At 52.7% G+C, this 14,509-nt stretch carries 11 protein-coding genes; 5 read left to right on the top strand and 6 right to left on the bottom strand.

The annotated features are described in order from the left end of the window. The first annotated feature begins 139 nt into the window (after nt 1-139). On the top strand, nt 140-2,029 hold the full coding sequence (locus MWU64_RS14180) for a methyl-accepting chemotaxis protein (RefSeq protein WP_247065034.1): 1,890 nt from the start codon (nt 140-142) through the stop codon (nt 2,027-2,029). A gap of 42 nt (nt 2,030-2,071) precedes the next feature. On the opposite strand, the gene MWU64_RS14175 is transcribed toward MWU64_RS14180, so the two are convergent. Beyond that, nucleotides 2,072-3,001 carry a hypothetical protein gene (locus MWU64_RS14175; RefSeq protein ID WP_247065033.1) on the bottom strand — a complete coding sequence of 310 codons (930 nt, stop codon included), beginning with the start codon at nt 2,999-3,001 and terminating at the stop codon, nt 2,072-2,074. A 173-nt stretch (nt 3,002-3,174) separates the two neighbouring features. On the opposite strand from MWU64_RS14175, the gene MWU64_RS14170 reads away from it, so the two are divergent. After that, complete coding sequence (locus tag MWU64_RS14170; RefSeq protein ID WP_247065032.1) at nt 3,175-3,729, top strand: YiiD C-terminal domain-containing protein; 555 nt, start codon at nt 3,175-3,177, stop codon at nt 3,727-3,729. On the opposite strand, the gene recQ is transcribed toward MWU64_RS14170, so the two are convergent. Then, entirely contained in the window at nt 3,720-5,588 is a 1,869-nt protein-coding gene (gene recQ / locus MWU64_RS14165; RefSeq protein WP_247065031.1) for a DNA helicase RecQ, read from the bottom strand. The genes MWU64_RS14170 and recQ overlap by 10 nt on opposite strands. Before the next feature lie 161 nt (nt 5,589-5,749). Between recQ and MWU64_RS14160 the strand changes: the two genes are divergently transcribed. Continuing rightward, nucleotides 5,750-6,955: a 1-acyl-sn-glycerol-3-phosphate acyltransferase gene (locus MWU64_RS14160; protein WP_247065030.1), complete on the top strand. Its 1,206-nt coding sequence runs from the start codon at nt 5,750-5,752 to the stop codon at nt 6,953-6,955. Nucleotides 6,956-6,977: 22 nt separating this feature from the next. Here MWU64_RS14160 and MWU64_RS14155 read toward each other — a convergent pair whose 3' ends face one another. Next, nucleotides 6,978-8,396, bottom strand: coding sequence for a TrkH family potassium uptake protein (locus tag MWU64_RS14155; RefSeq protein WP_247065029.1), 1,419 nt, complete (start codon nt 8,394-8,396; stop codon nt 6,978-6,980). Between the two features lie 239 nt (nt 8,397-8,635). Between MWU64_RS14155 and MWU64_RS14150 the strand changes: the two genes are divergently transcribed. Beyond that, nucleotides 8,636-9,178 carry a porin family protein gene (locus tag MWU64_RS14150; protein ID WP_247065028.1) on the top strand — a complete coding sequence of 181 codons (543 nt, stop codon included), beginning with the start codon at nt 8,636-8,638 and terminating at the stop codon, nt 9,176-9,178. 55 nt (nt 9,179-9,233) lie between these two features. On the opposite strand, the gene nhaD is transcribed toward MWU64_RS14150, so the two are convergent. The 3 genes from nhaD to MWU64_RS14130 all read right to left on the bottom strand — a co-directional run bounded on the left by nhaD (nt 9,234) and on the right by MWU64_RS14130 (nt 13,710). Next, a complete protein-coding gene (gene nhaD, locus MWU64_RS14145) occupies nt 9,234-10,487 on the bottom strand; it encodes a sodium:proton antiporter NhaD (protein ID WP_247065027.1) in 1,254 nt (417 codons plus the stop codon). Between the two features lie 435 nt (nt 10,488-10,922). Then, a complete protein-coding gene (locus MWU64_RS14135; RefSeq protein WP_247065026.1) occupies nt 10,923-12,005 on the bottom strand; it encodes an alkene reductase in 1,083 nt (360 codons plus the stop codon). 433 nt (nt 12,006-12,438) lie between these two features. Continuing rightward, nucleotides 12,439-13,710: an MFS transporter gene (locus tag MWU64_RS14130; RefSeq protein WP_247065025.1), complete on the bottom strand. Its 1,272-nt coding sequence runs from the start codon at nt 13,708-13,710 to the stop codon at nt 12,439-12,441. 250 nt (nt 13,711-13,960) lie between these two features. On the opposite strand from MWU64_RS14130, the gene MWU64_RS14125 reads away from it, so the two are divergent. Then, nucleotides 13,961-14,497 (top strand): TetR/AcrR family transcriptional regulator, encoded by a 537-nt coding sequence (locus MWU64_RS14125; protein WP_247065024.1) that lies wholly within the window; start codon nt 13,961-13,963, stop codon nt 14,495-14,497. The last annotated feature ends 12 nt before the right edge of the window (nt 14,498-14,509 follow it).

The raw sequence follows: 14,509 nt of genomic DNA, 5'->3' as shown, positions 1-14,509 counted from the left end.
TCGAATATTAGCAGAGTATGCAGGCACCTACACGCTCACCTAAAGAACCGTGGGGGGGCGCCGATACACTTGGTAACTGTGCCTTACAGACAACTGGATTAAAATCGCGCACCGCTAATTCCTTGGAGGAACTTTCATCGTGCAACTCTCATTCGGGCAGAAACTGCTGGTGGCTGTCGGCGTTCTGATCGCCGTCATCATGGCTGTTTTCACGTTTAGTTCTGATCGACAGATCCAGAAAACCACAGACACTTATGTGTTTGCCATGTTAGATGGGGCCATTGAGCAGAGCACAGCAAGCATTGCCGGTTGGCTGAACACCCGTTTGGATATGACCAGCGCGACCGCGAAAGCTCTTTCCAGCATCGAAACGGATGAGCAGGCGCGCCTATTGCTAAACACGATGACGGAAGGTGGTAACGCGAAAGATGTCTACGTTGGCACCACCGATGGACGAATGATCATGCGGTCCAGGGCTTCCGAACAAGCGCTGAGTGCCAGCTTTGATCCCCGGGAACGCCCTTGGTACGAGCAGGCCCGAGTGGAAGGGAAAGTGTCTTTTACCGGCACCTATCAGGACGCGCAATCGGGTGAAACTTTGATTTCTGCCATCGCCCCGGTTTCTACCGGTAACTTTGAAGGCGTTGCTGGCATGGACATAAGCTTGAATGTCATCCAGAAGCTATTGGCCTCGATCACCCTCGGTGATGCCGGTTATGCCATGTTGATAGATGATAATGGCACCATTTTGTTTCACCCGGACCAGTCTTTAATTGGTAAAAGCGCCCGGGATTTCTTGGGGTATAAGCCAGAAAAAGACGGTACTCCGGCAAAATTTGAGCGTGATGGCACAGAATGGAGTGTCGCGTTTTTCCCAATTTCGGATGCCCGAAGTGTGGATTGGTACATTGGCTCCGTGGTCAACTGGGATCAAATCACCCAGCCTGTTGTCGATGCACGAATGGCCAGCCTGGTCATCGCCTTCGTCGGCTTGATCCTTGCCCTGATCATTCTGCACTTTGGCATTCGAGCATTGATGGCTCCGGTGCGTCGCTTGAACGGTGCCATGTCTGACATTGCATCCGGTGATGCAGACCTCACTCAACGCCTTGATGACAGTGCCAGCGACGAATTTGGAACTCTCGCGAGCAGCTTCAACAAGTTTGTTTCGAACATTCAGCAAGTAGTGAGTGAAGTCAAAGAGGGCAGCGAGGACTTGTCCCGGAACGTGACCTCACTCCGTCAGACCTCCAGCAACAGTCGCGAAAGTGTGGAAGGGCAGCAAGGCGAGATCACTATGGTCGCTACCGCCATCAATGAGATGTCAGCCGCTGCGAACGAAATTGCGCAAAGCGCACAACAGACCGCAGAAGCTGCCGAGCAGGCCGACCATGAAAGCCTGGACTCCCGGGAAACCGTTGCCGCCTCTCGCGATGCGGTGCAAAAGCTGTCTCATGAGATTACGGCAGCGGCCGAAGTGATTGATAAGCTTGGTCAGGACGTTTCCTCCATTACTACCGTTCTTGAAGTGATTCAGGGCATTGCGGAGCAAACCAACCTTTTGGCGCTGAACGCTGCAATTGAAGCGGCCCGTGCGGGCGAAGCCGGGCGTGGCTTTGCGGTAGTGGCAGACGAAGTAAGAAACCTGGCGCAGCGCACTCGCGCATCCACCGAAGAGATCAACAATATGATCGAGCGCCTGCAAAAGGGTGCAAACGATGCGGTTGATGTGATGAAAGCTTCCACAGCCGTGTCGAATGTAAGCATGGAAAAAGCGCAGGATGCGATGGACTCGTTGAATCGAATTGCTGAAGCCATTACGTCGATTAGCCAGATGACCTCTCAGATTGCCACGGCTTCCGAAGAGCAGACGTCTGTTACCGAAGAACTGAATGCGTCTATTACACGCATTGCCGAGCAAGGCCAGGCTGCGGCAGAGGCCACAAGCGAAAATGATGTGTACAGCAGTCAGATTGAAACCATCGGCCACACGCTTAACGATAGAGTGAGCCGGTTTAAGGTCGAGTAAATCAGCTGATTTCTCATCAGGCCAAGGATGGCTGCGTTGTCTCTATTGATCGTCGGTCAGGTAATCAATCCGGCGCTTGAGGTTGTCCAGTATTCGCCTTGCGACATACTCAGAATCGTCCGTCAGGTTCGGGTTTTTCAGCGCGATCACTGTCCGGCGGTTCAGGTTTAGGCTGGCGACACTCTCGCCGAAAGACTGTTTCAGGTAAATCGCAAAACTACCGTCACGGATCGCACGTTCCAGCCCCAGCTGTATTCGCTGAGCGGTTTCATGATCGGCCGGCGCCACGAACAAATAAGAAGGCATCGGATAAGCCAGTAGGAGAGTAGGCTCAATCACCAGTCCTTTCGCGTCTTCACGTTCCATTTCGAACATCACCTCACTGATACCTCGGGCAAAGCATTCGAATCGCCGATTTTTCAGCATGCCGAACAGGATTTCGTAACGCGTGTGGGTGATTACGCTAACACCGTTGCTTTCCAGAATAGGCGTGTCTGGCCAGTGTGCCCCTTGGCCAATGCGGATATTGCGTGAATAGAGGTCTTCTATGCCGGTAATGCCGTGGAACTTTCTAAGGTTTTCCGGCAATACCAAGCAGACCCGAAAACCTAGAAGCCCGCCGTCCACAGGAATTGGAATGGGCGTTAGTGCGCTCTCGCGATCCGGTGATGTGGCCACGTTCGCGATATCGACAAGAGTAGAGTTGTTGCTAGCGAGTTCTCTAAGGGCGCGCCCTTGGCTTAATTCCTCACTCCGAATGAGGCGAAAGCCTCCGTATTCCGGTGTTTTCTTGAAGGCCAGCTCAACAAGGGTGTATATGGCCGGGTTATCGTAATTGCGATACCAAAGAGTGTAATCTTTGGAGCCCTCTGTAACCGGTGCCTCTGCGGCAAGCGGTAGACACACCACAGCGCAGAGCAAACCCAGTAAACCTCGCGCCTTAACTCGTTGGTTCCTATTGAGTGGTGCCAAGCTCAAAGTCCTTCTTTTAGCGGGGAACACTGTCACTCGTTCAGAGTGTTGGTTTACAGATTACCGTAAAATGATTCATTTGCACGAAATGTACGTGATAACTCACGAAGTTTCTTGAACCAAAGCAACAGTATTGCAATCATTCCTGCCTCAACAATTACAGGAGCCACACTATGGCGGTCATTGATAAGCTTATTGGCACTGCGGGGCAGTGGGTTGGACACACCGATGCAAACGCAACGTTGTTGCAGCCGTTGGAGTGGATCAAGAAGACCGGCAGCTATACCGCAATCAATCGCATTGTGGGCATGGCAATTCCGTTTACCACCCGTAACGGCTTCTCGGTGCAGGAAGTTCGCCCGGGTTATGTTCGTGCGAAGATAAAACTCAAGGGCAATAAAAATCACTTCGGCAGCCTGTACGCGGGTGCGTATTTTCTGGTGGCTGAAATTCCGGGCGGCATTTTGGCGCTGTTTGATCTTGGCCCTGCCTACACCCCGATTCTGAAAAGCATGACTCTGGAATTCTTGCAGCCTGCGGACTCAGATGTAGAGGTGGAATTTACCCTTCCTGAAGAAACCGTTGCCGCCGTATTGGCGGAAGCCGACGCAACAGGGCGAGGTAAGTTTACGCTCGAAGGCGTGCTAAAAGACAAAGACGGTAATCACGTGGCCACTTCTTACGCCCAGTACCGGGTGCGCAAGAAGGGTTTCAAGCCTCAGGACTGAGCAATCTCGCGCAGCGCTTGCAGGAAAATATCGCCGTATTTTTCCAGCTTCGCTGCGCCCACGCCGCTGACTTCAGCCAATTCGTCCAGCGAGTTTGGTCGACGTTCCAGCATGTCGAACAAGGTGGTGTCGTGGAAGATCACATAGGGCGGCACACCTTGCTTGTCCGCCAGCTCTTTTCGACAAGCTCGCAGAGCATCCCACCCAGCCTGGTCGGTGATTTGTTCTTTGACGTTGGCACCGCTGCGCTTGCCGGAACCACTGCCGGACGATTTCTTTACGACCGGATCTTTTCGTAGCTCGATCTTTTGTTCGCCTTTTAATAACGGACGACACATCTCGGTTAATTGAAGGGCACCGTACCCGTCTGGATCTGCTCGCAGGTAGCCGTTTGCCACCAGTTGCCGGAATACCGATTTCCATTCGCTGGCAGACAGCTCGGTGCCAATACCGAAGGTTGATATGTCTTGGTGACCGGCCTGAAGGATGCGTTCGTTGCTCGAACCTCGCAGCACATCAATCAGGTAGGTCACGCCGTAGCGCTGGCCGGTCCGGAATACGCACGACAGCGCTTTCTGAACGGCAACCGTGCCGTCCCAGGTTTCCGGTGGAGTGAGGCAGGTGTCACAGTTGCCGCAAGGTTCCTCCAAGGTGTCGCCAAAGTAGCGAAGGAGTACCTGCCGACGACACTGGGTAACTTCGCAGAGCCCCAGCATGGCATCCAGTTTTTGACGTTCAACCCGTTTGAACTGATCGTTGCCTTGGGAGGTTTCCAACATCTGGCGCAGTTTGATCACATCTTGCAAACCGTAAACCATCCATGCGGTTGAAGGCTTCCCGTCCCGACCGGCACGGCCGGTTTCCTGATAGTAGGCTTCCAGACTTTTCGGCAAATCAAGGTGGGCAACGAATCGCACATCGGGTTTGTCGATCCCCATGCCGAAGGCAATGGTCGCAACGACAATCACACCGTCTTCCCGCAGAAAACGCTCCTGATTCCGCGACCGCTCTTCGCTGGACAAGCCAGCATGATAGGGCAGTGCGGTATAGCCTTTATCGGCCAACAATTTCGCGGTGGCATCTACCTTATTTCGTGACAGGCAATACACGATGCCACAATAATCCTGATGCTCAGCTTTAATAAAGTCGAGCAACTGCTTGTTTGCATTCGTTTTTGGTGTGATACGGTATTGAATGTTCGGGCGATCGAAACCGCTGACGAAGTGCCGCGCGTTGGTGAGCGAGAGGCGCTCTGCGATTTCTTTGCGAGTGCGCTCATCTGCTGTGGCTGTGAGGGCAATGCGGGGCACACCGGGGAATTCTTCGGCCAGCATGCTGAGCTGCAGATAATCGGACCGGAAATCATGCCCCCATTGCGACACGCAGTGCGCCTCGTCAATAGCGAACATCGACAGCGACGCGTTGTGTAGCAGCTCAATAATGCGAGGTTGAATCAGGCGCTCGGGCGCGCAGTAAAGAAGATCCAGCTCGCCGGTCATCAGTGCGTATTCGGTGGCGCGGGCTTGTTCAAAATCCATCGATGAATTCAGGAACGCGGCTTTCACGCCCAGTTCACGCAACGCGTTTACCTGATCTTGCATCAACGCAATCAATGGTGAAATCACGATAGCTGTGCCGGTTCGGACTAACGCCGGCACTTGGTAGCACAGCGATTTACCACCGCCGGTGGGCATCAGTACCAGTGCATCGCCACCATTAATGACCTCTCGAACGATGTCGCCTTGTAACGGGCGAAAACTTTCATAGCCAAAAACCTCATGAAGCACCTGTTCCGGACTTTTCTCGGAAACCGATGGGCGCTCTTTGGCTAATTGCTCGAAGTCATGATCGTGGTACATGATGGGCGCTGGCCTTTTGGGCAGGGTAAATTTCAGGCTGGGAATCATACCAGATATAGAGGCCCAAGGCGTTTAGGTGGAGGAAAACCGGTGATAGACCGGCTACAATATCGCACCGTTAAAACTTTCGATTAACATTCGCGAACAACAACAGGGCCCGCATGCAGGAATTTGACTCAATTCGCCCCTATTCAGACGAAGAAACGGCTCCCACTATTCAGCGTCTGGTTAATGATTCTGAATTCCTGAATATGATCGGCCGCTTCAGGTCACCACGGTTGGCTGCCTGGGCACCCGCGCCATTGCGGTTCTTTATACGCCGTTGGTTAATGAGTCACTTTGGCGGCATCAATACGATCGACGACCTGCAAATGAGTTTATCGGGGTACGTGGGTGATCTGGTGGGCAATACCACATCTAAGGTGACCCATAGCGGGCTTGAAAACCTGAGCAAGACCCATGCTCATCTGTTTATCTCGAACCATCGGGACATCGTTTGCGATCCGATGATCGTTAACTACCTGCTGTTCCAGAACGGGTTTCAGACAACCCGAATCGCTATCGGCGACAACCTGCTGTCTAACCGGGTGTTTGCCGAAATGATGAAGCTTAACAAAAGCTTTCTGGTGCGCCGTAACATCACCAGCCCACGTGAGATGCGTGATGCTTACCTGACCCTTTCCGGGTTTATTAACCACAGTATTGATACCAATCACAGCGTGTGGATTGCCCAGCGCGAGGGCCGTGCGAAAAACGGAATCGACGCGACCGACCCGGCTATTATCAAAATGTTCTACATGAGCAAGAAAAAGTCAGGGCTGGGTTTTGGTGAGGCGCTTAGCCGATTGCATATTGTGCCTGTGTCTATCTCCTATGAATACGACCCCTGTGACGTAGACAAGGCCCGGGAGCTGGAAATTCGTGAGCGTACCGGTGAGTATCAGAAAGCAGAAGGCGAAGATTCCGCGCAAATCATGAAAGGGCTGACGGGGCCGAAAGGGCATGTTCACGTGCACTTCGGGGCACCGATATCACAAGCGCCGGACACACCGAAAGAATTGGCAACGCATATTGATCATGTGATGCACGCCAACTACCACCTGCATGCATCCAACCTTGCAGCGTATGAAATGCGGAACCTGCAGGTTGAAATGCCCGAAACAGCAAACACCGTGGGCATCGATACCATTGCTGCAGGCACCTACTCGAACGAAGAACGAGAAGCAGCGAAAGCAGAAATAAATAAGCGCATGGAAGAGTGCGATGAAGCCGGCCGGAAGTATTTGCTGGATATGTATGCCAATCCGGTGATGAACGCTTTGGCTGCGCGCCGGCATACAGAAAGCATGGAAACAGAATCTGATTGAGCAAGTATCTGGCGCGGTACGATCAGCCGCGCCAGAACCCAGGTGATAACACAATCACGACACTTAGAATTTCCAACCGCCCCATCAGCATGCCTACGGCCAGAATCCATTTTGCCGCGTCTGGTAGCGGCGCGAACGTTCCTGCAGGGCCGATGATGTCGCCCAGGCCTGGGCCAACGTTGGTCAGCGAGGTCAAAGCGCCAGACAGCGAGGTAATGAAATCCAATTGCAATGATGCCAGCAGTACGGTGATTAGCAGCAAGCAGAGCAGGAACATAAAGGTATAGGCGATCATCGACGAGATGATTTCGTCACTGACGGATCTGCCGTTGTAGTTTCGGGTGAACACCGCGCGCGGATGCAAAAGCCTCAGCAGCTGTTCCCGAAGAACCATCAAAGACAGCTGGAATCGGAAGATTTTCATCCCGCCTGCGGTTGAGCCGGAACACCCGCCTACGAACATCAGGAAGAAAAACAGTACGAACGCCAATGGCCCCCAGGCGGAATAATCCTCTGAGGCATAACCGGAAGTACTGATCACCGAGGTTACGTTAAACAGCACGGATATGTAGTTGTGCAGCGGGTCAAAATAATCCTCCGCTACCCACCAACGGTAGAGTGTTAATAGCGCAGGAATCGTCAGCAAAATGGTCAGGAACAGTCGCACTTGCTGATCCCGGAACAGGGCAAAGTGCTGGCCATGCATTTCCCGAACAAACAGGAAGAACGGCAGACTGCCAAGGATCATAAAAAAAGTGGCTTCCGCCAGAATCAGGTCGTTGAACTTGCCCATCGAAAAATCAGAGGTTGAAAACCCGCCGGTCGCGATACTGGTTAAACCGTGGTTAAAGGCATCAAACAACGACATGCCCGATGCCCAATAGGTGAGCACAGCAACCGCAGTAAACACCACGTAGACAATCAGCAGGCCCCGGCTCAGGGTTTTCATGCGCGGAAGTGCTTTGTCTGTCCACTCGGAGGATTCGGTTGCGAATAGGCGCATACCGCCGACACGCAGGAATGGCAACACCGCAACGAACATGCCGATGATACCAATGCCGCCCAGCCATTGAAGGATTGAGCGCCAGAGCAGCAAATCTTTATCGAAATCGTCGAGCCCGGTTATTACCGTTGCACCCGTTGTGGTAATTCCGGAGGTGCCTTCAAAAAAGGCATCGGCGAGGGAAAGCCCGTTGTCGCTGAAGTAAAAAGGCACTGCGGATAACGCTGAAATAATAAACCAGCTGGAGACGGTCAGCACGAACATGTAACGAGGCTTCAGGTCTCTGGAGCGGTGACGGGTACAGAGCACACCGATCACCCCAAGCAAAAACACCAGGACTGCCGATTCTGCGAACGCAGTGGCATTGGGCGCACCCTCGGGTGTAAAAAACAGCAAAGCAACCGGTAACGTCATGAATACACTGAGAAGTATAAACATGATGCTAACGATTAGAATGACAGGACTAAGGTTTCTCAAGAGACGCCCAAAACAGCTAACAGTGAGATGCGGAAGGATACCCCCCGTGCCGTGCAACCGCAAGGAAACAGCGCTTTCGGCAGAGTATTAACGGAAAATTAAAAGACATTAAATTTGGCTTTCCCCTATGGCCTTATCGGAGTTGATCGTCCAAGTTAAAAGAAGCAACAACAACTCTGATTATGCTGAGGAGAACGCTGATGACTATTAGAAAAAACGTGCTGATTGCGTCGATTGCAACCGCCGGTTTAGCTATGGCTAGTACCGCATCAGCTGCAGACATGTATAAGTCTGGAGTTGGCGGGTTGTATGCGGGCCTTAATTACACCTTCATGAACGTTGATTTCGACAATATCAATAAAGACGCAGACGTCGGAACGATTTCTGGCAAGGTTGGCGTAATGGCCAACGAGTATATCGGGCTGGAGGCAAGGGCTGGCTTTGGCGCTACCGATGATGACATTTATGGCGTAGATGTGGAGATTGATAATTTCTTCGGGGGTTACGCAACCTTTAATATGGTAAACGAAAGCCCGGTTACGCCGTACGCGGTGATTGGTTTTACCCGAGCAGAGCTTGAGGCGGGCACCGAATCCGACGATGGTTCGGATTTCTCTTACGGCGCCGGCATTAACTTCGCCATGGCCCAAAACGTATCAGGCAACCTCGAATACATGCGCTACTACGATGACGACGACGTAACGGTAGACGGCATTGGCTTGGGGGTTCAGTTTAACTTCTGACCTAGCTCGCCTAAACCTGAATGCCCGTATGGCCTCGGCCTACGGGCATTTTTTGTTACGCCAAGACAAAACGCCCCAGAATCAGTACCCCCGCATACCCCATCGAATACGCCAGCAACAGGTGTACGACAAAACGCATGTACGAACCAAAGGTCAAACCGTCGATTTTGCTCATGGCGACAATGCCGGCGGCAGAACCAATCACCAGCAGTGAACCACCGACACCAACCGCGTACGTTAGCCCCATCCACTCGGCCGGGCTCATATCGATGCCGGCTTTCAGCAAGGCAGCGGTTAACGGTACGTTATCGATCACCGCAGAGAAAATACCCATCAGGTAGTTGGCGTATATCGGCGGCAGCACATCGTATATGGCAACCAAAGAATCCAGAGCGTGTATTTCCTTGAGCATACCCACCAGCAACAAGATGCCGAGGAAGAACAGTAAGGTTTCGAATTCGATGACTCGAATGTATTCAAGGATCGGGTCCAGATCGTTGTCGTCGCTCATGAAGCGGGATACCAGGAACATGATCGAAAGACCGAACAAAAAGGTGAGTACCGGAGGTACGCTGAACAGCGCATTTACGGTGATTGTCCCGATAATGGTGACCAAGAAAAGCCCGGCAATCACCGCGTCTACGGTTCGAACGTCAGTGGTGCTTCCTTTCAACTCTACCGTGCCATCCAGACCGCGGGACAGCAGCACAGCCAGTATGAACACCGTGATAGAGGCTGGAATCGCCAGTGTAAGCAGTGTCAGAATCTCAACTTTCTCGGCCAGGAATATCATTAACGTGGTGACATCGCCGGTGATTAGCGAAACCCCGCCTGAGTTAACCGAAAAAACAACTAAAACAACGAATTGCAGGCGCTTCTTAAGCTCTAGGTTTAATGAAAGAATCAGCGAGCACGAGACCAGGGTGGCAGTAATATTGTCTGCCAAAGAGGAAAACAGAAAGCAGAACAGGCCGGTCAAAAACAGCAAACGGCGTTCGGTAACGTGCCGGGGCATGATCAAATAGATCATGTTTTCGATCATGCCTTTTTTGTTCAGGTAAGCAACAAACGTCATAGCCGCAACCAGAAACAGCCATAGCCCGGCAATCTCGGCAATACTTTCCGACAAACCCGCACTTACAACGGCGGTTTCGTCTGTGCTGCCACTGAACAAAAACAGCAGCATCCAGCTCAAGGTTCCAAAAAACAGGGTCGTTTTTGCCTTGTTAATGTGGATGATTTCTTCAAAGATAACGCCAAGCAGCGCGAGTATGGCAAGCGTGATGAGTGTGATATCTAAAACGGTCATAAGGCTAGGGCGCCTGATACTAGTTGTCGAAAGGTGGCCTGCGACAGCCCGAACGGGCGAAATTTTATACCTTTGATGGTGAGCAAGCTATCTCTTAAGTATGTCAAACTTGATTTATGTTATGGCGGTTTCCGGGACTTTGAGTGCAGCGGCATAACCTGAGCAGAATGGCCGGCCATTCGCTCTTGGCCATGATCGCGATATGGTCTGCAAATTGCGCGGCCTGATTTAAGTCGTTTAGCGACATAACAACGGTTAAACCGTGTTCACGGTTCAGCTTGGCTGGCAGCTCCAATACCTAGTTTCTGAGTCGTTCGGTGCAGGTATAGATCAAAACTGTGTTAGTGCCGGCTGGCCAGGTAAGCGCCGGCGGCAACCATCAAAGGTCATGTGTTCTGCGCAACGAAAAAGGGGGCTAAGAGCCCCCTCTCGACGTTATGCTTCAGCTAATTCTTCAAGGTAAGGGTAGTCAATATACCCTTCCGCACCCTGGGAGTAAAAAGTCGCCGGATCTGCTTCATTGAGCTCGGCGCCAAGCTTCAGGCGCTCCGGGAGGTCCGGGTTGGCAATGAAGGGCACGCCAAAGGCGACAGCGTCGGCCAGTCCGGATTCGATGGCCTGTTCTGCTTCTTCACCGGTGTAGCCCATGTTGAGGATCAACTTGCCCTTGAAGTGTTCGCGGACCGGAGTAATGACGTCCGCTTGCTGTTCCCCGAAAAAGTCACTGCGCATCAAATGAACAAAGGCCAAGCCGTAGTCATTCAGGCGCTTGGCGAGCCAGGTAACCAGACCGACCGGATCACTGTCCTTCATGCTCTGAAAGCTGTTGAGGGGGCTCAGTCGAACACCGACGTTCTCGGAACCGAACACTCCGGATACGGCTTCAATCACCTCCAGCAGAAGTCGGGCGCGATTTTCGATCGGGCCACCGTAGGGGCCTTCTCGATGATTGGAGCTATCACGCAGGAACTGGTCCAGCAGATAGCCGTTGGCGCCATGAACCTCAACACCGTCAAAGCCGGCGCGCTTGGCATTCTCGGCGGCGGTGCGGAAACCGTCGATGATGGCCGGGATTTCGCTGTCGGCCAGTGCGCGGGGAACCGTGTAGGACTTCTTACCTTCCGGTGTGTGCACTTCATCGCTGGTGATGGCAATGGCGCTGGGCGCTACCGGATCCTTGCCGTTGTTTAACACCGGGTGGCAGGCGCGGCCACCGTGAAAGATTTGCAGATAAATCTTGCCACCTTTGGCGTGTACCGCATCAGTGACTTTCTTCCAGCCTTCAACTTGCGCCTCGGAATAGATACCGGGCTCGCGCCAGAAGGCCGAATTGCCTTCAATAGCCATGGTCGCTTCAGTGATGATCAGGCCGGCAGAGGCACGCTGGGCGTAATACTCAACCATCATATCCGTGGGAACGTGATCAGCGTCGGCACGGACGCGGGTGAGGGGGGCCATGAAGACCCGATTGGCCAATTCACTGGCGCCCATTTTCAGGGGAGTAAAAAGTGTGTTCATAGCATCCTCGGGAAATTTTGTGTACAAGAGCTGGTAGTATATCCGCCCGTTGGCCGGGTGGAGTAATTCGGACGAGATATATCAATCATCATTCTGAATGATGCGACAGGCTGTTCATCGGCTCCGCTTTTCACGCGTTCGTCCCGAAGCAGATACGGAACCACACCGGTAAGCCCGGCGGCGGCTTTCTCGGCGTTACTGAATCCTGCGACCGGTTTGCCGTCGATTATCAGGTTGCCTCGGCCGCCAGAGCGCGGTTCTCTCATCGGTATCACCCAATTTGAAATCCTCATCAAGGGTAAGAATCGAGATTTCCATATTCCTTTTCCAATGCGCGCGTTCGCTCGGGCACAACTCCAGGGCTATATCGTCAACAGTTTGCCAGCAACCTTATGCAATGAGGTCAGGCAATGTCTCTGCCAGATAACGATCTTCAGGCAGCTTGCGCCATTTGCGCTCTTTGGGCCCAAGGAAATTCCTTCACGGGGAGATGGATCAGGGCGGATATCGCGCCAACACCTACGCCAACCCACCATACGATGGTGTAGTCGTTATAGATGTCGTACATGGACCCTCCGAGCCAAACACCCAGAAAACCACCCAGTTGATGGGAGAAAAAGACCAGGCCGTAAAGCGTGCCCATGTACTTCAAGCCGTAGATATGTGCCACCAGGCCGGATGTCAGCGGAACGGTCGCCAGCCACAATGAGCCCATGGCAACCGAGAATAGAACGACTGTCTCCGGTGTAATGGGCGTGATAATGAACGCGGCTGACACTAGCGTACGCAACAGGTAAATCAGGGCCAGCAGGTACTTTCGAGAAAAGCGATGCCCAAGCCAACCTGCCAACAATGTGCCCCCGATATTGAAAAAGCCGATGATAGCGATCGAGATGGCACCAAGCCCGGACGCAGAAGTCACTCCGAGTACGTACAACAGGCTATCTGGTGAGATAGGGCCGCACATCTCGGTAATAAACGCCGGGAAATGGGCGGTGATGAAAGCAAGCTGATAGCCGCAGGAAAAAAAGCCGATAAAGATGAACCAGAAAGTGGGGTCTTTCAGGGCCCGCTTGAGCACAAGGCCCATGGACTCATCACTGGCTGTAGTCTGGATTCGCTCGGGCGCACGCATCATTTGAAGCGCGAACATAGACACCAGAATGATGCCGGCAAACACCATAAACACCGATTGCCATGGCATCTTGCTGAGCAACATCTGTGCAACGGGTGGCCCTACGATCTGGCCAGCAGAACCTGCCGCGGTGGCAATCCCCAGCGCCATCGACCGGTGTTTCTCAGGCGCCGCACGACCAACCACCGCGAGAATGACACCGAACCCCGTTCCGGCAATCCCAAAACCTACAAGCACTTCGAGAAGTTGATGCTGTCCCGGCGTGACTGCGAATGCGGACAGTACCAGCCCCAGCGCATAAACGAGTCCCCCGGCAAAGATCGCCTTTCTGTCGCCAAATCGCTCTGCCAGTGCGCCAAAAATGGGTTGCCCGATACCCCAGAACAGGTTCTGGATAGCAATCGCCAGAGAAAAAGATTCCCGTGGCCAGGCAAACTCTAGAGCGATGGGTAACTGAAAGAGACCAAAGGAAGCCCTTACCGCAAAGCTCACCAGAATAATGATACAGCCGGCAATAAGGACGGGACTAATCAGGGAGTCTTGCGCTTTGCTGGTTGTTGCTGTCTGCATTGAGAGCCTTTTCGCGAGACCGTGGCGACCGATAGTATCAGGGAATGAAAGACCGCGTTTGATCGCAGGTTGCTCATACTAGCACTAGATCTTTCCGGCATCGTAATGCTGACCGTAGAAAAGTTCCTCCAAAACTTTGGTTTGAAAATAAGTGAATGTTCATTTATTTTTGGACTACAGTACTGATGCGTTGAGCAAGCGAATGCGGCAAAGAGACGAGTCGAAACGAATAGCCTTCCTGGAGGCTACCGTGAGGGAAGTAGCAGATCACGGTTTTTCAGCAACCTCGGTTGGCAAGATAGCCAAGGCTGCGGGTTTGTCACCAGCCACGCTGTACATCTATTACGAAGATAAAGAACAGCTTTTATTGGCGACATTTTATTACGTCAGCGATCAGGTCATTGATGCGGCGCTGGACAGTTTTTCTCGCGGGAAAGATCTGCGTGAAGGACTGCGACGCCAGTGGCACACACTGTTCCGGATCGGCCTTGAGCGTCCGGAGCTATTCCGCTACCACGAGACGTTCACGCATTCTGCCTGGATGACTCCCGAGATCCTGGCACGAAACGAAAGCCGAGCCGCAAATCTTTTGAATGCAGTTGATCAGGGAAAGCAATCCGGGCTGATCAAACCGGTACCTTTTCCACTTCTCGAAACGTTTATGTTCCGCCCGATTTACCACCTCGTACAACGATGCCTGCAAGGGTCGTTCGAAGGTACCGATGAGCATATCGAATTAGCGTTTGATATGGCTTGGGATGCGGTTGCCGATCGTCGGAATACCTGATTTTTTTCTGGA

It is taken from the genome of Marinobacter sp. S0848L (genome assembly GCF_023016065.1).
Lineage (GTDB): Bacteria > Pseudomonadota > Gammaproteobacteria > Pseudomonadales > Oleiphilaceae > Marinobacter.
This window is presented reverse-complemented; position numbering and strand designations above follow the sequence as displayed.